This is a genomic window from Photobacterium sp. OFAV2-7 (genome assembly GCF_022347985.1).
GTDB lineage: Bacteria > Pseudomonadota > Gammaproteobacteria > Enterobacterales > Vibrionaceae > Photobacterium.
The window spans coordinates 1-24,252 of record NZ_JAKRFQ010000006.1 but is presented as its reverse complement, the minus strand read 5'-3'; the positions used below and the strand labels follow the sequence as shown (position 1 = coordinate 24,252).

Annotated in this window: 24 protein-coding genes and 1 pseudogene; 8 read left to right on the top strand and 17 right to left on the bottom strand. The window is 45.0% G+C overall.

Annotated features, from left to right (window positions below; genetic code table 11):
• Positions 1 to 48 precede the first annotated feature (48 nt).
• Positions 49 to 1,608, top strand: a complete 1,560-nt coding sequence (locus MHN01_RS01605) for a hypothetical protein (RefSeq protein WP_239409733.1) — start codon at positions 49 to 51, stop codon at positions 1,606 to 1,608.
• 117 nt (positions 1,609 to 1,725) lie between these two features.
• On the opposite strand, the gene MHN01_RS01600 is transcribed toward MHN01_RS01605, so the two are convergent.
• From MHN01_RS01600 to MHN01_RS01590, 3 genes are all read right to left on the bottom strand, one after another.
• The gene (locus MHN01_RS01600; RefSeq protein WP_239409732.1) at positions 1,726 to 3,027 is read right to left on the bottom strand and encodes a methyl-accepting chemotaxis protein; all 1,302 of its coding nucleotides are present in this window, start codon (positions 3,025 to 3,027) and stop codon (positions 1,726 to 1,728) included.
• A gap of 20 nt (positions 3,028 to 3,047) precedes the next feature.
• Entirely contained in the window at positions 3,048 to 3,503 is a 456-nt protein-coding gene (locus MHN01_RS01595; RefSeq protein WP_239409731.1) for a methylglyoxal synthase, read from the bottom strand.
• A 65-nt stretch (positions 3,504 to 3,568) separates the two neighbouring features.
• Positions 3,569 to 4,093 (bottom strand): hypothetical protein, encoded by a 525-nt coding sequence (locus MHN01_RS01590; RefSeq protein ID WP_239409730.1) that lies wholly within the window; start codon positions 4,091 to 4,093, stop codon positions 3,569 to 3,571.
• Between the two features lie 354 nt (positions 4,094 to 4,447).
• Between MHN01_RS01590 and MHN01_RS01585 the strand changes: the two genes are divergently transcribed.
• Positions 4,448 to 4,984 (top strand): YtfJ family protein, encoded by a 537-nt coding sequence (locus MHN01_RS01585; protein WP_239409729.1) that lies wholly within the window; start codon positions 4,448 to 4,450, stop codon positions 4,982 to 4,984.
• Between the two features lie 451 nt (positions 4,985 to 5,435).
• Here MHN01_RS01585 and MHN01_RS01580 read toward each other — a convergent pair whose 3' ends face one another.
• The 10 genes and pseudogenes from MHN01_RS01580 to MHN01_RS01540 form a co-directional block, all read right to left on the bottom strand.
• Positions 5,436 to 6,458 carry an AraC family transcriptional regulator gene (locus MHN01_RS01580; RefSeq protein WP_239409728.1) on the bottom strand — a complete coding sequence of 341 codons (1,023 nt, stop codon included), beginning with the start codon at positions 6,456 to 6,458 and terminating at the stop codon, positions 5,436 to 5,438.
• Positions 6,459 to 6,531: 73 nt separating this feature from the next.
• Positions 6,532 to 7,527: an alpha/beta hydrolase gene (locus MHN01_RS01575; protein ID WP_239409727.1), complete on the bottom strand. Its 996-nt coding sequence runs from the start codon at positions 7,525 to 7,527 to the stop codon at positions 6,532 to 6,534.
• A 126-nt stretch (positions 7,528 to 7,653) separates the two neighbouring features.
• A complete protein-coding gene (locus tag MHN01_RS24595) occupies positions 7,654 to 7,797 on the bottom strand; it encodes a DUF2860 family protein (RefSeq protein ID WP_370646389.1) in 144 nt (47 codons plus the stop codon).
• A gap of 1 nt (position 7,798) precedes the next feature.
• Positions 7,799 to 8,113, bottom strand: a complete 315-nt coding sequence (locus tag MHN01_RS01570; protein WP_239409726.1) for a DUF2860 family protein — start codon at positions 8,111 to 8,113, stop codon at positions 7,799 to 7,801.
• Positions 8,114 to 8,188: 75 nt separating this feature from the next.
• Complete coding sequence (locus MHN01_RS01565) at positions 8,189 to 9,151, bottom strand: SDR family NAD(P)-dependent oxidoreductase (protein ID WP_239409725.1); 963 nt, start codon at positions 9,149 to 9,151, stop codon at positions 8,189 to 8,191.
• 419 nt (positions 9,152 to 9,570) lie between these two features.
• The gene (locus tag MHN01_RS01560; RefSeq protein ID WP_239409724.1) at positions 9,571 to 12,675 is read right to left on the bottom strand and encodes an efflux RND transporter permease subunit; all 3,105 of its coding nucleotides are present in this window, start codon (positions 12,673 to 12,675) and stop codon (positions 9,571 to 9,573) included.
• Positions 12,668 to 13,741 (bottom strand): efflux RND transporter periplasmic adaptor subunit, encoded by a 1,074-nt coding sequence (locus tag MHN01_RS01555; RefSeq protein WP_239409723.1) that lies wholly within the window; start codon positions 13,739 to 13,741, stop codon positions 12,668 to 12,670. Before MHN01_RS01555 ends, MHN01_RS01560 begins: the two co-directional genes overlap by 8 nt.
• On the bottom strand, positions 13,738 to 14,334 hold the full coding sequence (locus MHN01_RS01550; protein WP_239409722.1) for a TetR/AcrR family transcriptional regulator: 597 nt from the start codon (positions 14,332 to 14,334) through the stop codon (positions 13,738 to 13,740). The genes MHN01_RS01555 and MHN01_RS01550 overlap by 4 nt, the downstream gene beginning before the upstream one ends.
• A gap of 155 nt (positions 14,335 to 14,489) precedes the next feature.
• Positions 14,490 to 14,645: pseudogene (locus MHN01_RS01545) on the bottom strand (DDE-type integrase/transposase/recombinase); the annotation flags it as partial.
• Positions 14,646 to 15,068: 423 nt separating this feature from the next.
• The gene (locus MHN01_RS01540) at positions 15,069 to 15,788 is read right to left on the bottom strand and encodes a PilZ domain-containing protein (RefSeq protein ID WP_239409721.1); all 720 of its coding nucleotides are present in this window, start codon (positions 15,786 to 15,788) and stop codon (positions 15,069 to 15,071) included.
• Between the two features lie 1,408 nt (positions 15,789 to 17,196).
• On the opposite strand from MHN01_RS01540, the gene MHN01_RS01535 reads away from it, so the two are divergent.
• The 6 genes from MHN01_RS01535 (at position 17,197) to MHN01_RS01510 (ending at position 20,695) form a co-directional block, all read left to right on the top strand.
• The gene (locus MHN01_RS01535; protein WP_239409720.1) at positions 17,197 to 17,697 is read left to right on the top strand and encodes a hypothetical protein; all 501 of its coding nucleotides are present in this window, start codon (positions 17,197 to 17,199) and stop codon (positions 17,695 to 17,697) included.
• A gap of 206 nt (positions 17,698 to 17,903) precedes the next feature.
• The gene (locus tag MHN01_RS01530; protein ID WP_239409719.1) at positions 17,904 to 18,263 is read left to right on the top strand and encodes a carboxymuconolactone decarboxylase family protein; all 360 of its coding nucleotides are present in this window, start codon (positions 17,904 to 17,906) and stop codon (positions 18,261 to 18,263) included.
• Positions 18,263 to 18,778, top strand: coding sequence for a VOC family protein (locus tag MHN01_RS01525; protein WP_239409718.1), 516 nt, complete (start codon positions 18,263 to 18,265; stop codon positions 18,776 to 18,778). The genes MHN01_RS01530 and MHN01_RS01525 overlap by 1 nt, the downstream gene beginning before the upstream one ends.
• Positions 18,775 to 19,212, top strand: coding sequence for a DMT family transporter (locus MHN01_RS01520; RefSeq protein WP_239409717.1), 438 nt, complete (start codon positions 18,775 to 18,777; stop codon positions 19,210 to 19,212). The genes MHN01_RS01525 and MHN01_RS01520 overlap by 4 nt, the downstream gene beginning before the upstream one ends.
• A gap of 1 nt (position 19,213) precedes the next feature.
• On the top strand, positions 19,214 to 19,657 hold the full coding sequence (locus MHN01_RS01515) for a DMT family transporter (RefSeq protein WP_239409716.1): 444 nt from the start codon (positions 19,214 to 19,216) through the stop codon (positions 19,655 to 19,657).
• 108 nt (positions 19,658 to 19,765) lie between these two features.
• Complete coding sequence (locus tag MHN01_RS01510) at positions 19,766 to 20,695, top strand: LysR family transcriptional regulator (RefSeq protein ID WP_239409755.1); 930 nt, start codon at positions 19,766 to 19,768, stop codon at positions 20,693 to 20,695.
• A gap of 12 nt (positions 20,696 to 20,707) precedes the next feature.
• On the opposite strand, the gene MHN01_RS01505 is transcribed toward MHN01_RS01510, so the two are convergent.
• From MHN01_RS01505 to MHN01_RS01490, 4 genes are all read right to left on the bottom strand, one after another.
• Positions 20,708 to 20,926, bottom strand: a complete 219-nt coding sequence (locus MHN01_RS01505) for a hypothetical protein (RefSeq protein WP_239409715.1) — start codon at positions 20,924 to 20,926, stop codon at positions 20,708 to 20,710.
• Positions 20,927 to 20,965: 39 nt separating this feature from the next.
• Positions 20,966 to 21,109 (bottom strand): hypothetical protein, encoded by a 144-nt coding sequence (locus MHN01_RS01500; protein ID WP_239409714.1) that lies wholly within the window; start codon positions 21,107 to 21,109, stop codon positions 20,966 to 20,968.
• Positions 21,110 to 21,685: 576 nt separating this feature from the next.
• A complete protein-coding gene (locus MHN01_RS01495) occupies positions 21,686 to 23,251 on the bottom strand; it encodes an alpha-glucoside-specific PTS transporter subunit IIBC (RefSeq protein WP_239409713.1) in 1,566 nt (521 codons plus the stop codon).
• Between the two features lie 60 nt (positions 23,252 to 23,311).
• On the bottom strand, positions 23,312 to 24,252 hold a 941-nt coding region (locus tag MHN01_RS01490; RefSeq protein ID WP_239409712.1), incomplete at its 5' end, for a 6-phospho-alpha-glucosidase.

Below are 24,252 nucleotides of genomic sequence, written 5' to 3'. Positions count from 1 at the left end.
AATAACTGTGATTCACATCACAAATTGTATTACCTAAGGGGAGCAGAAATGGCCATTTCAGAAAATGATAAGCGCTGGCTAAAGGACTACCTAACTGGAGAGCGTCCCCCTTTTGAACCTATTTATGAGGCCGTCAGTGAACAAGTCCTGTTGCTAATCTTTACGGCTAGAGCGTTATATAAAAACCAGGCATATTCTGCCTGGTTCGACGAGCAGGAGCGCTTACTAACAGCTTTAAATGAAGACCGCGACAACATTATCAGTCTATTCCCTAAACATTATTTCAAGAGCGCCCTCGAATTTATCCAGAACGAACCCGACGGGGCCGCACTGCACTTCATGAAGCAGATACACCGTGGTTATGATAAGGGGATGTCTTCCATGCAGGTGTGGGGAAAAATGAGTCATCCCGACCAAAGTAAACGCGCTTTGATCAACAGGGAAAAAGAACTGAACTATATCCAGCATGAGTTCAGCGAGATCCTGACATCCGGGGGGATAAAATGCTTGCCAATCCCCTCGGAAGCAAGGCTGGGATATTCACACCAAGACCTCTCGATGGCCTTCTCAAGAGCGCCCCTGATCTGTGAACGACTTAATAGCTTCTTCGACATCACTCATCCAGACATGCTTTGTGAAGCCATTTATACCCTTATGTATTGGTACCGGGAAAATGATATCGAGTTACCTAGCTGGCTTGAGCCGCTCAGCCATATCAGGACCTGGATAAAGCTTGAACCGCGCAACAGCCGCCACCTGCTCTCAGATATTCGCCAGTTCCTTGATGACAACCTGGCAAACTTTGCCGCGAATGTGCCGCAGTCTATTAACGAACGAGAGCTTGAGTTGTTCGTTGAGCATGTCGACTGTGCCTATGCCAATCACATCTATTACTGGATTAGCCAGGTTACAAGATTGTTTAGCCACGACTTCCAGAATCGATATGTGTGGCGGTTCAAAACTGTCGACGAATCCGGTGTTGACAACCTTTTTGGCGACGAACATGCCTGCCAGATCAAAATTAGCCGCGCTGATCTTCTCGAATTGATAAACAAAAACGGAATCGCTGATGCCGCTCACGTACTGGCTGAATCCTTATCTGCTTTTTATGTTGAAAGCCTTGATGATACGGAAAATGGCGAAATGCCACGCCTCGAAAAAGAACGAGAAGGCAGTAGCTCGAATGCGATGGGATATAGCAATCATTCCTCGGTGGTCAGTTCTACCGCTGTTACTTACCTCGACCACTTCATCGACTGGTATGAACGTAACAAAGTACTCTTTGTGATTCCCGACACAAAACGAGCCGAAAAAGCTAACATTGCAAGCTGGCTGGTTGGACTCGAATGCTACGACCTCAAACTGGGTGTCCCGTCCAAGGAAAAAACGCGACTTAAAGACGTGCTCCCCGCCCTTAGCCGCAAATATGCCAACAGTACGCATAAGAGCGGTACAAGCGAAATTTCAATAAACAGGTATTACCTCAGGGTTAAGAAGATCATCGAAAACGACGTAGCCTCACTGGTTGAAAAACAAAAGGCCAATAACAAATTCTACCCTTTCAACGGGGCCAACTTTGCCATCAAACCATTTTGGGGAAGCTCCTGACATAATAGTTCCGGCGGAGGCCATTGTTCACCGTTACCGCGATTAATTCACAAAACGGGTTCCTCAGCTATCCGCTGACAAGAAATTGTCAGCGGCAACGATGGGTAGCTCAAAAAGTTATGAAGAAGCCTCGCCCAGCTCGAACCTGCCCACAATCGCCATCAACTGCTCATTAACCCGGGCTATCCCTCCGACCTGCTCGGATGAGGCCATACTGCTCTGATTTAGCTGATTGACAATCGTATTTATCAGCGCCATGTTCTGGCTGATCTCCTGCGTCACACTGCTTTGCTCTTCCGTCGATGTCGCTATCTGACCTGATGTAGTGCTCATCTGGTGAACAATAGCGATGATATCCCCTAATGCCTTGCCAATCAGTTCCACCTTCTGTCCGGTGAGATAACACATCGACTTGGTCTTCTCCATTGAGTCGACAACAGAGCCATTTTGTTCAAGCAACCTGGCCAGCGACTCTTCGACCTGCTGAGTACTTGCCCGGGTTCTGGCCGCCAGGGTTCTAACCTCATCGGCGACTACAGCAAACCCCCTGCCGTGCTCCCCGGCCCGGGCCGCCTCGATAGCCGCATTCAGGGCCAGCAAATTGGTTTGTTCGGCAATCCCATTGATAACCTCAAGAATGGTCTTGATACTCTCGGTCTCGTTGCTCATGGTCTGGATAGAACGGCTGGTTGTCTCGACCTCGGTGATCAGAGACATAAATGCCTCAGTTCCTTCTCTGGCGGGCTTGGCCGATTCCTCGCCGACCTTTCTGGCCTGCTCGGCAAAACTGGCCGTTTGTGACACATCCTCTGCCACCGACTTTGCCGTCACGCTCATCTGATTAATGGCCGTAACAACCTGTTCCGTCTCATTCACATGCCTCTCCATCTCCGCGACACTCTGGCCCGAGTGCGCCTTGAGGGTATCGACACTGCTACCCAGTTTGCCCGACGCCTCGGCAATATCGAGCATCATGCCCTGGAGGTTGGTAATAAAGGTGTTAACGGCATTACCGATTTGGGCGATATCGTCATTGCCCTGAGTGGTTAGCCTCTGGGTAAGATCGCCCTCCCCTTCCGACAAATCAGTGATTGTCCTTTTAAGCTCGAGTATCGGGCGGTATAGAACGTTCAACACCGCAAAAGTCAGCACCAGGCTAATCATGATCAGCACCACTGCCTGGACAATAAGGTGCTCTTTCAGTCGCTGCAACTCACTCATCACTGCCACACTATCGGCATCTGTCGCCCCCAACTTAATGTGGGTTGCCGTCATGATCGACTCTGTAGCCGACACGTAGGTAACATAACTGGTATTGACGACAGTAAGTGCCACCAACAAACCGACAAAGACAACCAGGGACTTCTTCATGCCCAGGCCACCTAAGCCTAATTTCTTCATTGCCAACTGTTTCATCATGCCCTCCATAGCCTGACAAGTTATATGCGCCGTGACAGGTAAGCCTCGTAGTCCGGTACGTCTATCGCCAGTACCTGGTCGATAAGCTCGGAGTGAAACAAAAAGTCCGCCGTCGCACGGTTAGTCGCCACCGGAATGTTCCAGACGCTGGCAATACGCAGCAGTGCTTTCACGTCCGGATCATGGGGAACAGCATTGAGCGGATCCCAGAAAAAAAGCATCACGTCTATCTTGCCCTCTGAGATCAGCGCGCCCAATTGCTGGTCGCCCCCCATCGGACCGCTGATCAGGCTTTTAACCGCCAGCCCGGTTTCATTGCTAAGTAAATGCCCCGTTGTACCAGTGGCATACAAAAAGTGACGTTGTAACTTTTCCTTATTCTGTTTCACCCAATTCAGTAGATCCGGCTTACAGTTATCATGCGCGACGAGGGCAATATTCTTATTTGCAGCCATGTTACGGGTGGCTTTGTTCATCGTTTTTTCCAACCAGGTTGAGGAGGGTGCCAACATCGGCACCCTCAGCATTAAGGGGACGACAATCAGTTTGAAACACGGGCGCGTTGCTGCCCTGCGGTTTCACGGCGGGTCACTGCTACCGAACAGATCAGATAGCTGATTGAAGTGCAGAATATCCACGCCTGAGTCATCTTAAAAAAGAAATACTGCCAGCCCGTCATCTGCTCCACGCCCAGTAGCTGTAACCCCCCAATCGCCGGAAGCGTGAAGAAAATGAAGGTTAACAGGGTCCAGAACAGGCAAGCCAAAACCTTGTTGGTGGGTACCAGGCTGACAAACCGGGCTGTCAGGCTGCCTGAGCGCCAGATGTGACCGTCTTCCCCCTTGAGCAGCATTTCTTTCTTGATACCAAGCGGTAGCAACAGGCTGATCAGCGCAGGCGCAACCAGGCTCTGGATCTGGAGCTCGAACAGCATCGTCGAGTAATCGATAAACGGCTCGAAGGGTTGCAGAGCCAAAAAAGCCAGCACAGAGTTGATCACTATCGATCCTTTCATAACCTGGCCCACAAATTTATTTCTGATAACTAAAGGGATAGCAGTGGCCATTACAGCTCCTTGATATTATTTCAAACGACGAAAGTCAGTCCGCCGGCTTATATCACTATGCTGTAATTGCAATCACGATTGTTCCATTATGATATTTAACACTGAGGCTATAATATTTGTTTTTTGTGGTATCAATCTTAAAAATCAACAAACACAAAGCTAAAGAAAATAAATAAAATCAGGCCTGAACCAGACAAGCACTTAAATATTACGGACACCCAAAGCAATAAGTTACGATATTTAACAATCAATATCTTTTATTTTGCAAAATGGTTCTAGCTCTATTTTTCCGCCCATAAAATCAATCATTGTTAGATGGGAACTATATGGCACCATACTAACAAGGAACATAACGTGAAAGCTAAACTACTATCCTTAGCGGCCATCATGGCCATGACATCGGGCCTGGCTTCAGCAGCTTCATTTTCCGCTGGCGATGCACTGCCTGTTACAGCTATCGACGCCGGTGGTATCGCGGTTATCAAGGGTGATGACGTAGAATTCAAGGCATGGTCAACCAGCGATATCATGCCCGGGGTTGTCTTTGCCCAAGCCGCCAGACCGGAAGCCAACGAGCTTATCTCACCTGAGTTCAAGGCCAAAATCGAAGGCATGAAGAACATCAAGGTATACAGTATCGTCAATGCCGACGATGCACCGTTTGGCGCCGGTATGTTCATAGAGGGCGCGATCAAGGAAGGCAAGTTGGCCAAACCTGTTGTTGAAGCCATTATCGATGAAGATGGTGAAATTTTTGAAAACTGGGAACTGGAAGAGTCGAGTCTTGCCGTGATTGTAATGGGTGCAGACGGCAAGGTTGCCTATGTGAGTGAAGGCAAGGTAGGAAGCAGCGAAGAAGCCAAAATTCTTGAGGCGATTAGCGCGCTGTAATCCCCTTTTTTCGCATCCGGTAATGAATACCCATAGCTGAAAGCAAAGATGTAACAAGAAGCAGAACGAGCCCGGCCTTATGGCTGGGCTTTCTCTTCCATATACACTATCCCAGAGTCGATAATTAATGAGAAAACATCATCGATATTTCGAAAAATAAAAGCACACCTTACGCAATAATAAACACCAATGAAGCTTCACCGAACCAAATCTTATTTCATCAATTACAAAACATCACATATAAATACAACACATTCAGATCATACCTTTTGCTGCCGTGGTAAATTGAAAAAGCAATCATCAGTAAATAGAGTGGAAACAGCAGGGTATTAATTGGACACAAGGCTAGTATATGAATGATGAAGAGTTTAATAGATATCAGATGGTGACAAAGAAATGTCTGATAACGACAATGTCCTGCTGCTTTCTACAACAGGACAATTGTCATCATTTAATGAAGGCTGGATTGGAGTGAGCCTCTCTCGCGAAATTGATCCGGAGTCATATTTGTCCAGGAAGAAAACGCTCTGTAATACGAAGAGATCTCCTGGAAACCTAACAGATAAGCAATTTCCGACGACTTAAGAGAAGTATTCATCAGGTAGTGCTCTGATAGCTGTTGTCTGGTGTTATTCAGAACCGTTTGATAACCAATATTTTCCGCTTTAAGTCTGCGTTGCAGAGTTCGCTTACCCATCGCAAGCTTATCTGCAACGTGCTCTATTGACACCTGACCGCTTGGGATCAATTCCAGAAGCGCACTTTTAACCCGTTGCTCAATGGATGCTTCTCCTTCAAGGTCAGCCAGCTTCTTCCGCAGGTCTTCGTCAAACACCTTCCACATCTTATTGTTTTCTGTCAGGAATGGAAGCTGAGCATCGGATGAGTGAAAAACAATCCGGTTCTTTGTTCCTTCTTTTACTTCAACACCAAAATATTCAGCATACTCTGCTGGTTTCCTTACCTTCTTCATGGTTTCAACTGTCAGAGGAACGATTTCTGATCTGGTCGCATAGCGGATAAACCGGGTAAAGAAGGTAACTTCATTGGTACAAAGCATTCTGGGAACACTCTCAGTACACTGTTCACAGTGAATGGTGACACTGGTTGTCTTCTCGTTAATGTCTAGCTCAAGCTCCATGGGAGCGATAAGCGGTTTAAACAATTTTAGCTGCCTGATGGCAGTATTAAAGTCCGGGCAGCACAGAGCAGAAAAAATCGGAGCATCAAAGGCTTCTGCGGGAAACGATTTGGTTAGTTCAAGAGGAAGCTCAAAATCACCCAGTGCCTCTTCCAGCATACGCCAGGCACGAAAGTAGTCTTGTGCTGTGAGCTGCGGATTCTCGCGGCTATATAGGTCTTCAGGTAAACCTGCCGACTTTAGAAAATGGACAGGTTCGAGTCCCATATCAAGCAAGAAGATACGACTGCCTTTATTGAACGGGTACTTAGCGGCTCTACCTGATTTCGGCATATCTGCTTTCCATGGACATGTAACAACATGAGGCTGGGTGTCCAGCCTCTTAATGACGCCAAGATAGTTAACGTTACTTCATCTGCTTTCTGAAGAAATTATTAATACCTTCAACTGCCGGTGAGACATATTCCTCTTTCCAGTACAAATCGAAGTGATCCGCACCTTTCACAACCAAGCGGTCTTTTTCGCCATCAATTTCATTGTAGAAGCGAATCGCACCGTTGGCAGAGGCGGCTTCATCACCGTAAACAATGTACGAAGGCAGGCCGGTAAACATATCGGTATAATTGAAGACTGAAAAACTCACAACGTAGGGAGCGGAACGAAGACTAAGTGCGTTTTTCCATCTTGGGTGATAACCAGGTTTACCTTCAAGATAGTAGTCACGCATACCCAGAGGAACCGGTCTTGCGTTAGTAATTTCCTGCTCCGTTACCGGTGTTACATGCACTGTAGGTGCCTTACCTGTGGTGTAGTAACTGTTGTTACCAATGGCGCCCCCCGGAAGAACATGCTCGCGAAGCGCTTTCGTGTTTCCGCCTACCTGCTCCAGTATTTCATCTTTTGTTGTCAGGAAAGGACTTACAACAGCCATCGCTTTAACGCGGGAGTCGAACGCAGCTTCATAGGCTGCGAATCCAGCACCGGCACATATCCCCAGACTATAGGTATTTCCTGTATCGACCTGCTCTAGTGTAGAAAGGAAACTGATGCCGTTTCGGATGTCATCCGATACTTTATATGCGCTCAGTAAGACCTCTTCACCTTCACTCTCGCCAAAACCACGTGGATCAAATGCCATAGTAATATAGCCTTTCTGGGAAAGCTTCTCTGCATAAAGTCCCGCGGTTTGCTCCTTAATACCAGATACCGGAGGCGTCACGATGATTGCCGGATATTTGGTTCCAGTCTGATAATTGTCAGGTAGATAAATGTTCGCTGCGACTTTTTCACCATCACTGATATAGGTGATATGGTTAACCCCAGCTTTGAGTCCATCAGCCGCATAGGCCGTTGATACAACAAATGAAAGAGCGATAGGAACAATGTGCTTAAGCGTCTTCATGAAGAGAGTCCTCTGTGGAGCGTTAGGTTCATCGTTGTTGATGAACCTATTATTCGGTAAATCGCGACACTGATGTATGTCGAATAGTGACAAGTTAGTGTCTTATGGCGTCAAGATGACCAGAGCTTAAAACTTGTAGGTAATGCCTACTGAAGTCAGCCACTCTGTTTCATCGTAGAACTCAATATTTGAATCCGTTGAGCTATATCTCAACAGAGCATTCAGAGGGCAATACTGAGACAGCCAGTACAGAGTTATCTGCCATCTCATATTAATAACCCAACTCCAGCGCAATCAGTCCCGTTGTAATATCCTCTCTGGATGTACCGAGAAAGACTTGCTGGTTTGATTGCTCACCAAAGGTGTACTTAATCTCTCCTAGTGGAAAGACAACGGTTTCCATATCAGACTCTCCTGATGTATTAAGGGAGCCGCTTTTTGTTGCTAAGTTCGTATTGAAGTTGCTTTCTTGGCCGTGTTGTTCAACCAGCACGCTTATTGAGCCAGATATCCCTTGCGGTCCTAATTCAGCAAACGCTGGATACGCCGCAGCTATTAGCAGCGCTAATAAGTAGTGTTTTTTCATTGTCATATGGGAGTTAAAGTTGGTAGGAAGGCTCTGGATTCAACGAACATGCAGAGCCATTGCAAAAGTCATAGATTAAGCTGGCCACTGAGCGTTCAGACCAGCGCCAACGTCAAAGACATCACCAGAAATAAGTTCTGACTCAGCGCTGCACAGGAAGCGAACTGTGTTGCCAATATGCACTGGCTCATAACCACCCACAGGCAAAATATGACGCATCTGTTTTGCGCCTGCACTCATCGCTGCCCAGGTTGGATTTTGAGGAATAAGCGCCTTCAAGATATATTCGTTATCAAGCAGCTTGGTGTGGACTATGGTCGGACATACTGCGTTGCAGGTAATGTTGTCTTTTCCTAGTGCAAGTGCCGTTGATTTAGCTAAGCCAATCATGCCCCACTTTGTTGCCGAATAAACAGGGAATACCGAACTACCGGCACGACCAGTCACAGATGACATTAGAATAATACGGCCCCTCTTCTGCTTACGAAGCTGCGCAGTAACCGCTTGAATGGTCTTGATTGCGCCACCAAGGTTTACATCCAGTACCGTATCTACAGAGGCATCATCAAACATCTCAAGGCGGCCAACCTGAGTGATACCCGCATTGACCACAACAAAGTCGAGAGAACCAAAAGTACTGACAGTTTTCGCTACCGCATTTTCAATGGCCTTTCTGTCTCGCACGTCTCCCTGAATCGCCAGGCATTTTACGCCTAAAGACTCTATTTGCTGCCGAGCATTTGCCAGATCATCAACCGTTGCGAGTGGATACTTCACTGTTTCAATCTGGGCAGCGATATCAAACAGAACGATATTGGCGCCGTTTCCTGCCAGGACCTGAGCACAAGCGAAGCCTATACCTCTCGCCGAACCAGTAATAAATGCAGTTTTGCCATCAAACTCTTTCCTGGTGGCAGCGGATTTATTTGCTGCCATCGCAGAAGGAATACCCCCTGCTAACGCAACACCTGCGGCGGCGGTGCCTAACAGAATTTTTCTGCGTGATACATCTGCTGGTTGTACGGTTTCATCCGTCATAGGGGACTCCTCACTTGGCTGTCATCATTAACTAATTATTTAAATCTCTTTTCAGCGGTGAGGCAGTGCCCGAAAACGACAGTTCATCGGTAATTAGTGACAATGTGGATTGACACCAATAGACAGCAAAATGTCGCCTTCTGAAACCATGAAAGTTACAGGGAGGAACTCACATACCAAGTGAGTTCACAAGCATATGTTGAGATGACAAAAGCAGGGGGAACTGAAATGAACCAGCGACTTACTACAGCAAGCAGTATCTTGATGTAGTCGGAGTAAATCCACACAGGCCAGCTTAATTGTTCTTCGAACCCAGAGCAGAAACACTCTGAGAGAAGGTGCAAACTATCAAGTCTTAGCTGACGATATTGGGTAGTGTTTTCTGGTTTTAAGGCACGGAAAACAATACCCAACCTACCTCACAAGCGCTCTGCAGTATGACGCTTCAAAGCTTTGAAGTATTGTCTTAGATCGTCATTTAACATAAATAAGCAAGGCAAAAGAAACAGGGAAATCAATGTACCGAAAACCACCCCCCAAGCCATTGTCATAACCATAGGTGCGACAAATGGATTGTAGCCCCCTAATCCGTATGCGGTAGGTAATAGTCCAACCAAAGTGGTCAAAGATGTAATCAAAATTGGTCTGAAGCGCTTTGCGGCTAAGCCTGCAACCAACTTAGGCTCCCTATGATTTTTAGCCTGATTCAGCGTAAATATCATCACAACTGCGTCATTAACCAATACGCCGACTAACCCAAGCACACCAATGAGAGCTAGGAAGCTCAGCGGTAACCCCTGAACAGCAAACGTTGCCAGTACGCCCATAATGGAAAAAGGGATCACAGCTAATACAAGGAGAGGTTGGGAGTATGAATTAAACAGTACTACGAGTACCAATAGAATCATCATTAAACATCCAGCGAAAGCAATTCCTAATTCTGTATAGCTTGCCTGTTGCTGCTCGATTTCCCCTCCCTGATAAAAAGCAAGATCTGGAAATTCTATATGCCAATTTTGAGCGGATATATAATCGCCAAGGGCTTTATTAACCTGAAAAACATCGGTTATATTTCTGTCGATTTCTCCAAAGAGAGTTAAAGTTCTACGGCCATTGAAGTGCTTTACATCGGCTTCTCCCGGCCGCAATGCAATATTTGTTATTGAACTCAATGCAATGGGACGGCCTGAAGCATTTACAATGAAAAGGTCTTGCAACACACTTAATTGCTCTCGCTCAGTTGCTGGTAACCTTAATCGATAATAAACTCTTTCTGTGGCCAACTGTTGTTCAGAAATTAGCAAACCATCTAATGCAACTCTCACTGCATCAGCTACTTGTTTTACGCTAAGCTCATAACCAGCAAGGTTGTGATCAAGAAATTGAAGGTCCAATATGGCCTTGCCTGTTTTGCTACTGTCCCAAACCTCAGTCACACCAGGGAGTGTCATAAGGTACGCTTTCAACTCTGCAGCAACAATCTGCTTTGCCATCCCATCAGACATTATCTCGAGCTCAATGGGCTTACCCATAACAGGGGTATCTTTTAATGGCTCGACCCTCAATAAATTGTAACCTTTCTGTTCGCTTGCTAACGATTGAACCTGAGCCAGCGTGACACGCTGATCTTGCAGCACCTGATTTTGAGGTTTCAGATATATAGTGATTAAAGCCCAGGCCTGATTGCGGCCAAACGAGCCACCATAGGGATCGGTATCATGGTGTCCGATCTGACTGACAATGTTCAGCAAATCGCTTTCGGGTACCGTCATTCTGATTAAGCTCTCAAGCTCTGTGACTTTTTCGACTGTTTCATCGAAAGAACTACCATTTGGTAACTCTACCGATACATTGATAGTATCCACCGCCGTTTCAGGATAAAGCTGAAATCGAACCGATGCCCAACTAATCAAAGCTATAGAAATAAAAATCACCACAATGCCCAACGTAGCAAACTTTCTTTTTTGCAGTAGCCACAAAATAATTTGATGATAGACGTGACGAAGTTTATCTAACCATGGTCTTGGAGAAGCCTTAAAAGCACTGTGGGCTAAATGTGCCGGTAACAAAAACTTGCTCTCAAACAATGAGGCCGAAAGCGTGATCATCACAACAACAGGAATTGCTGCTATAAATTTTCCTTCCAATCCACCCAAGAAAAATATAGGAAAAAAAGCCAACATTGTCGTCAAGACACTGACAAATACAGGAGCGGTAATATCTCTCGTACCGGCAATTGCAGCTTTAATGGAGCTAAATCCTTGCTCTTTGCGTAACTGAATAGCCTCTCCGGTGACGATTGCATCATCTACTAACATCCCTAACACCAGAATAATGGACATGAGAGTTAGGCTGTTTACAGACAAACCAAGCCATAGCATTACACAAAATGTCAATAAAATTGAAAAGGGTAAGCCCACACTGACCCAAAAAGCCATATGTCGACCGAGGAACAACCATAAAATAATGAAAACAGAAATAAGCCCTAGTAATGCATTACTATATAAGGTGTCTAACATATCATTGGTAAACCGAGAAACATCGTTAACAAGCTTCAGCTCTAAACCAGGATTAGCCGGACTACTTTCAATCAACTGGCGAATACTCGATATCGTGTTGAGTTCGTCAGCGCTGCTTTTTTTCTTTATCAATAACGCGATACCCAACTGTTCGTCAGTACGCACCTGAATATCCCACTTCTCAAATGATGGTAAAATTTGGGCAACGTCTCTTAAGCGGACTTCGTTTCCAGGGCTACTACTGCGGATAATGACTTCACCGACTTCGCTGGGCTCTTTGAACTGTCCCATGCTTAGCACCTTCTTTTCGCCAGCGAGTGAAGCGATCGAGCCACCGCTATCTCTGATGTTTCTCATCGAAAAAGCTCGCTCAATCTCTGAAAAGCTAATTCCTAGCTGCCAAAGCTTGCTCTGGTCAAGCTCAATACTCACCTCTGGTCGACGATATCCGACACGTTCAACGGCAACGACATCAGAAAGTGAACGGAGCTTTTGTTGCCAGTGCCTTGCCTGTTGTCGCAATACGGATTCAGATACCTTGCCAGTCAAATGCAGTTCCGCAACGGCAAGGTTATCAGTGGACAATTCTTCAACAAGTGGCTTTTCAATCAAATCGGATGGCAGCCGAGATTGCGCTCTGTCGACCGCTTTTTGAACGTCCGATAGTAATTTCGTGGTTTCGCTGTCGGAGTTCAAAGTTAGCGTAAGCAGAGATAAATTCTCCATACTACGGGATACTATTTTTTTTACCCCTTTTACCTTGAGTAGCTCCTCTTCGAGCGGGGCTGAAATAGAAAGTTCGACCTCTTCTGGGCCAGCTCCGGCTTTGGTTGTTGTTACGGTTACGATACCCATATCAATTTTTGGTACCACTTCGTAACGCAGTCCTTGCAGACTCATCAGCCCCATAATGACAACTAAAACCATGACCAGATGGCCTAACTTTGGCCTTTCAATAAAAAGTGACAATATTGAGTTAGTAGGTTTCTTTTCTGGACTACTCATGCTTCACCTTTACTTCAACCAAACTACCATCCACCAAAAACTCCGCGCCAGCAATTGCGACAACATCGTTACTCTTTAAACCTGAAGCGATATGAAGCTTCTCGTTTAGACCATATTTCAGTTTCACTGGTTGACGAATCGCGAATGAGTCCTTAATCAAAAACACCACGTGTTCTCCCCTGTCCACAACCAGAGCTGATTCTGGGAGTAGTAGCTGCCCTTCCAGAGGAGTGGTATCTAAAATTACTTCTGCGCCCATACCTGCCCTATATTCACGCAGGCTATTATCAAGGAGCAACTTAACCTCATAATTGCCTGTTGTAATATCGGAATTTGAAGCAATTGAAATCACTTTGGCTTTTGAAGCCCCAGTAACGGTTTTAACTATTGCTGTATTACCGAGCTGAACCAAAGACAACATTTTTTCGCCGATAAATACCGATACTTTCATACTTGCATCAACTTCAAGCTCGAATAGCGGAGTGTAGGCTACAGTACTTTCGTTGGGATCTACGTTGCGATGGCTCACCATTCCTTCTACCGGGCTATGAATCTCCCTTCGAGCCAAGTCTCTATGAAGTAAAGCAAGCTCACTTTCGAGCGCTGAAACTGACGAACGAGTCGAATCAAATTCTGCCTGGGCATTATCCAGTTGTTGTTGCGAGATTGAGTTGCTAAGCTTCAGCTCCTGCATGCGACGTAAATCTCTTTCAGCTTTAGCAAACTGACTCTCTGCTTGCTCTAATGTGTGCCGAAGCTGACGTTGTTTTAATTCGACCTTAGCCATATCGAAGCGAAGAAGTGGTTGGCCTACATTTACTCTTTCACCTTCTTCTACCAGTACAGCTTGAATGGGCGCAGAAAAATCGACATTAATCGATACTGAAGACATGGGTTCCAGTAACCCATAAAGCGCGAGAGTCCCTTTTGTTTGCGTAGGGACAATAGTAACTGTTTCTACAGGGATAGGGCTTAGTTCTGCCTTGGCGGGTGGAGTTGACTCGATACCGCTATCGCATGCCGTAAGGAGCAACACGGTTAGTAAGCCAATACAACGTAGCTTCATAATCCACCCTCTTTCAGGCTAAAGCAGATAATTTTGCACAAGCTACGCCAGTTTTCCCGACATTGATTGGGGTCGTCGAGCAAGTACCAATGCAGCATGGAGCCGCCAAAATGCGCATCCATAATCTGTACCAGTGCAGATATTTGTTTGTCCGTAAGCGATGGAAACTGCATACTCACCATATCTTTATAGCGTTCAAGACTTACTTTAGTTAGATGCTTCACCCCCTTTTTGAACTCAGGCTCAAACATCGCTTGCTGAACAAATGCCATCAATGCCTTCAGTTCTATAGGCCTTTGCTCCATGATGGAGAAAGTTTGATCACCTATAAAAGTTAAGTAATCTTCCAGTGAGTCAAATTGAATGTCGTCTTCGTCCAAATATATAAAGCCATCCACAAGAGATTGAAATGCAGCAAGCTTTAAAGCATCTAGACTCTCAAAGTGATGATAAAGCCCCCCTTTACTCGCACCTGTTTGTTTACTTAGTGCACTTGCGGTGAGTTTTGCAAGACCCAAAGTTCCGACGATTTCTATCGTCGCCTCAACAAGGCGATTTTTCATTTGTTCTGCTGCTAGTTGCTTTTTGTTCACATCAATTCCTCCTGCCGGCCTCACTTACAGCATAAAACATACCGACCATTCGTTCAACATTATGATGACGACTACTCCCGACATAATTCACATAGAGCAACGAAAGCATAGATTGACGCTAGTCTGAAAGGTTGTGCCGCAAAGTTACGCTGAAGAAAATCAATCACATCACCATGTTTATCAACGGCTCGGTAGTAATATTTCCATTGGCCTTTGACGTAGATATACGTTTCGTCCATCAGCCACAAAGAAGCCACCGGATTCTTTCTTTTGCGTGCTCGATGCACCAATAATGGCGCATATTTGAGTATTCACCGTTTTCTGTATTTGGTGTTGTTCGAAACTCTCAATCTATTAATTGGTGAATAGGAAGTAAGGTTGGTGAACATAACACCTGTAAAGTAATTTAAGCCCACCACTGTGTGGGCTTTTCTTCACCAGGAAAACTTTTACGGAAACTGCCGGCAGGGAGAAATTCTCACCACTCATGAACGAAAATCACAGAGCAATCCACACGATTGTGCGCGGACAAAATAGTTTGATCACTCGTGTACCGGAATGACTCTTAAGTACCAGAAGCGGACTGTAGTGGTCAACTAATTCCGGACAGTAAGTTAAGTCGATTTTATACTTCAGCTGGCGCGATACCACCACTATAACTGATACCTATAGAATTAGAGCTAACAGCATCATGCGATCCATATAACTCGGCATTTCAACTCTAAGTAAAATTGTCACTTTGTGTGGGAAGTGTTTTGGTTAACTAACTTTGTTGAGTCATCCGATATCAATTGAGAAAGCAACTCTTTTATCTGAACTTTACTTTGGGAATCAAACATCATCCCATATGAGATAGTTTTATTTTCCTCTCGAAAATTACTAATTTTGCCTGTAAGACCGGTGATATTATTGAAATTAGTATCCATTACTTTAATCTCTAATAACTCGTCACCTTCTAGTTTGGAAGCGTGGATATCGGCCACAAAGCAACAACCACTAATTGAAATATCTATGATTTTCACATGAATTCTTTTGCTTTTGCCTATTATTTCTGCTGATATATCAACGTCATACCTAGGTTCACTACGTAGCTGATACAGTATCATTGTCTTTGGTATATCTATTACTAGTAATGCTATTGGTTGCAAAATAATGTTCTTAATTTTTGTTCGGAAACATACAATTACCCCCTCACCACGTCTTGCAACCACTTTAACATTCAAATCAAAACCAACTTGGAAATAATTTGCTAGAGTATGGGAATCGTAGGAGGGTAACTTGAGTAGTATGTAATTCGACGAATCGGCTCCCACATACTTGGTGCTGTTGTGTAACTGTTCACCAAGCGGCGTAATAACAGTGATACTGACTAAGCAACTATGACAAAGCATATTCAAGCCAGATAAACTGCTAATAACTTTTTTTTGCACATCTACATTCGGATCTAGATTCATTTTCACCATTACTCTTAATGCAACTTATTGATATATCAACTATCGTCTGAAAAGTTAGCTGTAAGACATTCTGCAATGAAATAATGGGCTACTGATAGTTAGAAAACCTCGCCGATTACATAGCCATAAACACTAAAAACAAATATAGTCTAATAAGCAACCTTTGACATAATGATATTACGCATTCTAGGTATCTTTGGCAGGCTATTGCTGTTTTAAACCACGAAAGTTTAATCAAAATTGTACTGATAGTCTTTTTTTCGTAACTATGAAGCTCCCCCGGTGTCAACTCACAGCTTTATCACGAATCATTTCGCGTTCTGATAGACGAGCTTTTTACAGGTAGCACTATATAGAAGTCAATATCGTCAACCTTGCCGAAAACCAATCGCTTACAATCGAACGGGGATTAAGTCCGGGAAAGGAAAATATAGACCCTTCACCCTATAGGTAACACAACCAGTAGTTAGGGAGTCGAAGGCTATATATTGGCAAATAGTTTTCGATATCATTGCACTTGCATTGTAGTAATTGGGCTATTACATACAGGAGATTTTTTCTCAGTAAATCAATATGGTGCTTGGGCTGTAGAAGGAATAGGTACATATTTATTTGCCTCAATAGCTATCTTATTATTGGGCCCAGGAAAATATGCCTTACGCCCCGACCAGGAATAAGTCGAGTCTATTCTATTAATAATATATTAACAGTGTAGTGGCTACGAATTTTAGCCACTACAAAGTGAAGTTTATGAGAGCTGAGCATCAGTGGTAATCAGGAATAGTATTACCGAATAACAACCCGCTACGAAAAGCTGCCCCGCAACAAGTCAGTAGAATTATGACTACCCCTTTTCCGCGTTTGCGCAACGATCGCTGGTAAATCCTGCCAGAAAATAGCCAGACTTTTACTAATGGTAGACCGTACAACACCGATACGCGGAATCCCCCCCAATTTCTTTCATTTTGAAGTCAATTTAAAACTTACCTTTAGATGCATAACTATTGCCAAGAGCTTAGTCTGTTTTGAACTATCTGTTTCTTGTGAAAAACCTGACAATAATCACATTAAATTCAAGGCATTACATTTAATGTGGCTTTTTTTTTGAAAGCGCTTCCATGTGTTCTAATTCAGTGGAGCTAGCTGTACAACAAACAAATGAGAACTGCAATTGATGGCAAACGGTAATGTTTATCTTCTTACAGGCAAAGTAGCCTGCGGGAAAACAACTTACGCTAGGAAGAAGCAAACTGTCCCTTGATGAATTGCTCCCAGTTTTATGCATGAACTGGCGCTGTGGCTGCATTAATCAAATAGGGAAATCAAAAACAGTGGTCAATTTGGGATATGTGTAATCGGACGCATGTGCCTTGCGTTATGTTGCTATTTAATGTTCGAGGTTCTATTGATGGTTATCTTGCTTAATGGCTCAATTAATTCAGGAAAGACAACAGTTGGCAAAGCACTGTGTTTGAGAGAAAAATTTGCTTTTATTGAAGTAGATTCACTACGCGATTTTGTCAGTTGGTTGCCACTTGAAGAGTCAATTGAATTGAACTTAGAAAATGCGGTTGATGTGGCAATAAACTTTGACTTACGAGGCATTAACTCAGTAATTGCTTACCCGCTAAGTGAAATGAATTATCTGCATGTTCGTGAACTGCTTGAATGCGCAGGTATTGACGCAATTCCAATCACGTTATTTCTAGGTCTGGCTTCACTATGCAACAACCGTGGTGGAAGAGAACTATCTGATTGGGAAGTTAGCAGAATCGGTGAGTTGGTCGATCTGGGTATCGCTAAGCCTGACTTTTCTCATATCATTGATAACTCAGAAATATCTGTAGATGAAACGGTTGATAAAGTATTAGACATAGTGTCAGGCAACATAACAAAGGCATCAAGGTGACCCGTTACACTTGGCAGTTTTAGTATGAAGTTAAGTGAGCTTGGTAGGTTCGGTGTTGGTGCACCCCACGCCAACTTTCCAGTCTCGATATCCATTTGTGCATAATTTGCATAAGTCCTAGCGATTTCCTCCGGTTTTTCATCCGCTGACCATTCTTATAATTCACTTCATCAACACCGCAATGTAAAAATCTAGTGAGGATGAATATGACAACTAAATATGAAAATGCAGTCTTAGATGATCAGGCTCTGATTGACGGTCTGAAATCTATTAACCCAATGTGGGGTGACCTGACGGTTCGTGCTGCCGGAGAGGTTTGGGGAAAGCCACTTATCGACCAGAAAACGAAAGCTTTTCTGACCATCATCATCGACCAAATGGCACTGAATGTAACCGGAGAGGGTAACCCGTTTGGTGCTCACGTAGATATGGCCCTCAAGCAAGGTGCAACATACGAAGAGTTGGAAGAACTGATTGTATTTGCCTCTATCTATACGGGCTTTAACAAAGGCGCAACCACCATGGGTGCCCTGAACAAAATTCGTCATGAAAGAGGTGACATCTAGTGGCTATCCCTGGACTGAAAAAAACTGATCACATTGGCTTTACCGTTCCCAATATCGATGAGGCTGTTGAGTTCTTTATCAAGCATTTTGACTTTGAACTGGCTTACGAGTTTGGGCCATTCGCCTCTGACGACAACTGGATGGCAGAGCACCTGAATGTGAATCCTCGTGCTGCAATCAAAAAGATTGCGGTAATGAACGCTAACAGCATCAACTTAGAAATCTTTGAGTACGCCGACAACATCCGCCGCAGCAACACGGCACCAAACAATGCAGATATTGGCGGGCATCATTTGGCATTCTATGTCGAAGATATGGATGCGGCTGTTGGTTACCTTAAAGCGCAAGGTATTGAGGTTTTGGGTACGCCAAACGTTATGACTGACGGCCCAACAGAGGGCGAAACTTGGGTCTACTTTATGGCCCCCTGGGGAATGCAGCTTGAGCTGGTTTCATACCCTAATGGCAAGGCATACGAGCATTCAACCTCAGTGAGTCTGTTTGATCCAAGATGAATAGCCTGATAATCCCACTCGTTATCCTGTCTGGGATGGGCCTGTCCTTTGAGGCGGGCCTTCTTGGGCCTCTCGGTGAGGTTGTTGGACACTTATGGGCGACCTTCAGTATTTTCTCTGTCGGTATGCTTTTACTCGGCCTGCTCAACCTCTATTTTCCTGCTCCAGCCAAAACTTCTCTGTCTGAACTGCCTCGCTGGCAGTTAATCGGAGGAATACTCGGCCCTGTTTACGTGGTCATACTTACCCTGTCTACACCGGTACTTGGTGTGACGATGACTATGATTGGTATCCTGGCCGGTCAAGTCAGTAAAGGGATACTTATAGATCATTTTGGCTGGTATGGCGCGACGCGAAAAAGGATATCACCATTCAAGCTGATGGGGTGCTTGCTGATTACGCTGGCGCTCGTGTTTACTTATCTCGGAGCTTAGGATGTTATTGTTTCTACTGATAGTGATTGGGGCTGGAATGGCTCTGAGCAGTCAGGCGGCTATAAACGGCAAGCTTGGTGCAAGTGTCGGGGTGCTCAAAAGCTCATTGCTCACCTTTACCGTTGGGGCGGTTATCACCGGCCTTCTGATATTCTTCTTTGAGCCGGTGCATCAGGAGTCACTTTTCACTGTTCCCAAGTGGCAACTGACCGGTGCTCTGTTTGGTGTGGTCTACATGATAGCTATGGTCTACGCCGTACCTAAAGTTGGGGTTGCCACTGCCACTGTGGCAACCATATTCGGGCAGCTTCTGATGAGCCTTTTTCTTGATACCTTTGGCTGGCTGGGTAATCCGGCTATCGACCTAAATATTTGGCGAATGTCCGCCATGATCTGTGTAGGTTTAGCTCTGATTTGTATCCATCTCGGGAGCAGAGAAGAATAGTACCTGAGCAGGACGTTCACAACTTCAAATAGGGAAGATTGCTATCAATCCTCCCTTTTTTCACTTTATACTTTTTCAGAATCAACGTGATATCCGGATAACCCAGTGATGAACTACGACGTTACCTTTCTTGAGATAAAACTCTTCCTGCAAACCATTCAGTTTGGCAATTTTTCCGAGGTCGCCAGACGAAACGACATGACTCCTTCTTCTGTCTCCAGAAAAATGTCACAGCTTGAAGATAAAGTCGGTACCAAATTATTCCACCGCCATACTCGGGCAATCTCACTGACAGAGGAAGGCAGTGCGTTTGCTAAATATGGCCGGGAAATCATGGCACAGTTTGAGCAGGTTACTGAGCAAATTGAACAAAAGGCTGATACGCCTCGTGGCGTGGTGAGAATCAGTGCGCCGGTTGCCTTCGGAAGGCTTCATGTTGCACCTTACTTATCCGAGTTTCTAAGCAAGTATCCAAGGGTGAATATTGAACTGATTCAATCTGATGATTATCTCGATCCTGCAAAGGAAGGTATTGATCTGCTAATCAGGATAGGGGTAATGCAGGACTCAAACCTGAGAATAAAGCGGTTCGGGAAACAGAGCTATGTAATGGCAGCCAGCCCGACTTACCTCAAGGTATTCGGTACACCTAAGTCACCGGAAGAGCTGCTTCATCACAATTGCCTGGTATTCAAAGGAACCAATGGCCTGCAAAGATGGTTTATAGGTAAAAACGGAAGCAAAAGGCCATATGACGTAAAAGGAAACTTATACAGCAATAATGCAGATACACTGGTAGAAGGCGCTCTGAATGGTAGTGGTATCGTTTTGTTTCCTACATGGCTAATTGGCAAGCATTTAAGGGATGGCACGCTTGAATCCGTTCTGTCGCAGTTTGAATCTTCCACAACATTAGATGTTCAGGAAATCGCCGCACTGTATCTGGATACGGATAAACTTGCGCCTAAGGTAAGGGCTGTAATTGATTTTTACTCAGGCAAATTCGGTAGCCCATGTTACTGGGATACCGAATCTTAAGTGGTCTTAAACTTAATGGGAGAATATCGTACGGGTTATCTTTTCCAGTGCCGGTAGAAATATAAAAACAGCCAACCCGATAATCACGACATCAATCAAGAGAGTTCCGATTGCTGATCCCGGAGCAATGGTGAAGTGATTTAAAGCCGGGATTAGCATTGGTGGGATAATTAGTGTTAGTGGGAAAATCACAGCTAAAACATTAAAAAATTCTTTTGTTTTCAGGCTCATAAGAAGAATCTCTCTAAAATATATCATTTCACTCGCTAATTACCTGGATGGTTTTTGATATGACTTCACGCTTTCAAGGCTATTCACTGTAGGTAAATCGCTCTCTTTAGCCCACTGAAGATAATCGCTATCAGTCACATGCTCTTTCAGGTTGAAGAACACAATCAATGTTTTTTCGTTCATAAATCACTCTTTGTATAAGCAAGTATTTCTTGCGGGAAAATAGAATTACCAGAGCTCACAATTGCTAGTTGCCTCTGTTAGCCATTTAAGAGGATTATAGGTATGTGCTCGGAACAAAAAACCGGTTCGCCCGAACATCACTTGTGCGCATTTTGCACAGGACGAAAGCTTCATCCCGATAGCAACTGCATAAATTGGATCTGATGACACCGGCAAAATATGCGGTTCCGGGGTGTTAATAAGCACTTAAGCAACCCTGCGAACCTGGAGTGCAATGAACGGAACTGCCCATTTCCGCGCAAGGCGACTATCGCTAGAAGCGGTGGTCGTTTAGGGTTTGCGATACTTGTATTAATTCATCAGTTGATAATTTAGAAAAGACACTGGCAAACTTTTGTCCAGTGTCGAGTCAGGGTGATCTGCTCTGACTCTCCTTTGCCCCATTTCGTGACAGAGTAAATACTCATTCACAAGCTATTTACTATTTTTGCCATATATTAGCTAATGCCCAAGGCAAATTCGAGTAACGATAACCCCACCAATTTGGTGGGGCTATTTCCGTCTATTAGGTACCAATCAATAATATGTTTGAAGCACTTGAGCCATTTCTTCCTTGACTTGCGGTACTGTCAGGCCAACAATGATTTGGAAGCTGTCGCCGTTTCTTACTACATTTACTGCTCCCTTCTGCTGGAAGTAGGCCGTCGGCTTAACCTGGTCAGGATCTTTTACCTTGATCCGCAACCGGGTGGCACAGTTAGTCAGTAGTTCGATGTTTCCGCTGCCTCCTAGCCCTTCTATAAAAGCTACCGCTTGTGAGGAATCGATAGCCGGTGCGTTATCTGCTGTATCTGATTTAGATGCTTTATAATCCGCTTTGGTATACAGCTTAGCTTCAGAGTTATCGCGTCCTGGAGTCATAATGTTGTATTTCAGAATAAGCGTTCTGAACAGGAAGAAGTAGATGGCCGTAAATGAAAGACCAATGACTATCTGGATTACATAAGTGCCCATATGGTTTGCTCCCAGTGGCAACCAGTTCTGGAACACAAAGTCGATAAGGCCCGTCTGAAAATTTCCGGATATACCCATCGTATAGGCCAGAGTTGCCATCGTAGCGGAGAGCAGAGCATGCAGTGCAAACAGTGCAGGTGCAATAAACAGGAAAGTAAATTCGATAGGTTCTGTAATACCCGTCAGGATTGCGGTCAACGCAGCCCCCAGAACGAGCCCCATCACCATCTTTTTGTTTTCCTTTTTAGCAGTTGAGTAAAGAGCCATGGCAATACCTGTGCAGCCAAATACCTTTCCCATACCTGTAAGCATTAGGCCACCTTGCGGGAACTGCTCAGTCAGAGGAGCGCCACTGGCTGCAAATTCTTGAATATGCTGAATCCAGTAAGCCACAGTACCGCCGTCAACGGCAACCGGACCGTAGAATACGGGACCGTATACGAAGTGGTGAAGACCGGTTGGAATAAGCAGCCTTTCCAGAAGCGTAAACAGCCATACGCCAACAGAACCGGCGTTAACCAAAAATGTCTGAAGGTTATTGATGCCATCCTGAATGCTTGGCCAGAAGAAACAGGTGACGATTGCCAGTACGATCATAATTGGGAAGCTTATGATAACAACCAGTGGGGTGCCACCAAATACAGCTGCCCAGTTTGGCAGTTTGCGTTCGAAGTAACGATTGTGAACCCAAACTGAGATACCGGCAATGATGATTGCACCCAGCAGGTTGGTATCCAGTGTCAGGATGCCGCCAATATCGGTTAGACCACGCTCTCCGGCAACGTAGTTTACACCCAGATCTGCCCCCCAAAACTGCAGGATGCCGCCAATGACATAGTTAAAAGTGATATATGACACCAGAGTAGCTAACACAGCTCTGCCCGACGCCATTTTTGCCAGGGCAATCGGCAGGCCAATGGCAAAGATCAGCGACATGTTTTTAAACACTGCCAAAGAAGATTGCAACAGAATTGTAGATACACTGTGCCAGGTGGAGCCAGGAACAGCCCATGGAAACAAATCCTTATTTAGCAGCATCACCGTAAACCCGAGCAACATACCCGCGGCAGGGAAGAGCAGTACGGGGACAAACATGGCCGCCCCGAACCTTTGTATCACGTCTTTCATAGGAACCTCTATATTGGTACGCCATAGAGCCTGCTTGATGCAGGTCCTTTTTTATTTCATTTAGTTAAAGAACTGAGGCAGGTAGTCTCTGTTTTCTTCCAGGACTTCATCGACGATAACTTTCGCAGTTGGAACATTCACCACAGTACGATTCAGGGTTAAGGCGTTAATAAGCTTCTGCCTGCTTCCTTCATACCAGGCATCAACAACCAGCTTTTCATAGCCAAGCTGGCTCTCGATCATCGCTTTCTGAAAGGTCGGGATCTTGCCGACAGCGAATGGCTGAGGGCCGTCATTTGTCAGAACACACGGTACTTCAACCATGGCATCATCCTGCAGGTTGGCGATAACGCCATTATTCGGCACGATGACCAAATAGGTGTCCCCCACGTTGTATGCTAGAGAAGCTGCGACACGAACCATATAGCGCCCATGAATATCGGCGTGAAGAGTTTCATTTGCTGTGGTACCTGAATCAATAATGCGCTGGTTCAGTTCAAAGACACGTTTTTCGCGACCGTTAATTACCTGGCGGGCACGGGTATTGCTGATATCTTCTTTTGCCACCATCGTCTCTGGATATAGGTAATACTGAAGATAGGTGTTCGGCAGATACTCAGGGTTATCCTGCAGCAGCATTCGCATATTCCGGAAGGTTGCCTGCCAGGATGGATCATCTGCAATTTCCGGGTCTATCGCTGTAATGCCTTGGTCAAGAATGATGTTTTTAATTTCGTCTGTCAGATCTTGCCCCTGTTTGTTACGAATTTTGGTGAACCATCCGTAGTGGTTCAAACCAAAGTACTCAGGAATCAAGTCCCAGAACTCACAACCCAAGATCTGGGCATAGCTCACCATTATGGCTGCTGGCATATCACAGATGTTCAGAATGCGCTTATCATTTGGAAATTCACGGTTCAGTGCTTCTGCAACAATAGCGGCCGGATTGGTGTAGTTAAGAATCCAGGCTTCATTGGTGTAGGAGCGAATATCCTTAACTA

Excerpts from the sequence above, each read along its gene's own strand:
- MHN01_RS01605 (WP_239409733.1), top strand. The coding sequence starts at position 49 with ATGGCCATTTCAGAAAATGATAAGCGCTGGCTAAAGGACTACCTAACT.
- MHN01_RS01600 (WP_239409732.1), bottom strand. The coding sequence starts at position 3,027 with ATGATGAAACAGTTGGCAATGAAGAAATTAGGCTTAGGTGGCCTGGGC.
- MHN01_RS01595 (WP_239409731.1), bottom strand. The coding sequence starts at position 3,503 with ATGAACAAAGCCACCCGTAACATGGCTGCAAATAAGAATATTGCCCTC.
- MHN01_RS01590 (WP_239409730.1), bottom strand. The coding sequence starts at position 4,093 with ATGGCCACTGCTATCCCTTTAGTTATCAGAAATAAATTTGTGGGCCAG.
- MHN01_RS01580 (WP_239409728.1), bottom strand. The coding sequence starts at position 6,458 with ATGCCGAAATCAGGTAGAGCCGCTAAGTACCCGTTCAATAAAGGCAGT.
- MHN01_RS01575 (WP_239409727.1), bottom strand. The coding sequence starts at position 7,527 with ATGAAGACGCTTAAGCACATTGTTCCTATCGCTCTTTCATTTGTTGTA.
- MHN01_RS24595 (WP_370646389.1), bottom strand. The coding sequence starts at position 7,797 with ATGAGATGGCAGATAACTCTGTACTGGCTGTCTCAGTATTGCCCTCTG.
- MHN01_RS01570 (WP_239409726.1), bottom strand. The coding sequence starts at position 8,113 with ATGAAAAAACACTACTTATTAGCGCTGCTAATAGCTGCGGCGTATCCA.
- MHN01_RS01565 (WP_239409725.1), bottom strand. The coding sequence starts at position 9,151 with ATGACGGATGAAACCGTACAACCAGCAGATGTATCACGCAGAAAAATT.
- MHN01_RS01560 (WP_239409724.1), bottom strand. The coding sequence starts at position 12,675 with ATGAGTAGTCCAGAAAAGAAACCTACTAACTCAATATTGTCACTTTTT.
- MHN01_RS01555 (WP_239409723.1), bottom strand. The coding sequence starts at position 13,741 with ATGAAGCTACGTTGTATTGGCTTACTAACCGTGTTGCTCCTTACGGCA.
- MHN01_RS01540 (WP_239409721.1), bottom strand. The coding sequence starts at position 15,788 with ATGAATCTAGATCCGAATGTAGATGTGCAAAAAAAAGTTATTAGCAGT.
- MHN01_RS01535 (WP_239409720.1), top strand. The coding sequence starts at position 17,197 with ATGGTTATCTTGCTTAATGGCTCAATTAATTCAGGAAAGACAACAGTT.
- MHN01_RS01530 (WP_239409719.1), top strand. The coding sequence starts at position 17,904 with ATGACAACTAAATATGAAAATGCAGTCTTAGATGATCAGGCTCTGATT.
- MHN01_RS01520 (WP_239409717.1), top strand. The coding sequence starts at position 18,775 with ATGAATAGCCTGATAATCCCACTCGTTATCCTGTCTGGGATGGGCCTG.
- MHN01_RS01515 (WP_239409716.1), top strand. The coding sequence starts at position 19,214 with ATGTTATTGTTTCTACTGATAGTGATTGGGGCTGGAATGGCTCTGAGC.
- MHN01_RS01510 (WP_239409755.1), top strand. The coding sequence starts at position 19,766 with ATGAACTACGACGTTACCTTTCTTGAGATAAAACTCTTCCTGCAAACC.
- MHN01_RS01505 (WP_239409715.1), bottom strand. The coding sequence starts at position 20,926 with ATGAGCCTGAAAACAAAAGAATTTTTTAATGTTTTAGCTGTGATTTTC.
- MHN01_RS01500 (WP_239409714.1), bottom strand. The coding sequence starts at position 21,109 with ATGAACGAAAAAACATTGATTGTGTTCTTCAACCTGAAAGAGCATGTG.
- MHN01_RS01495 (WP_239409713.1), bottom strand. The coding sequence starts at position 23,251 with ATGAAAGACGTGATACAAAGGTTCGGGGCGGCCATGTTTGTCCCCGTA.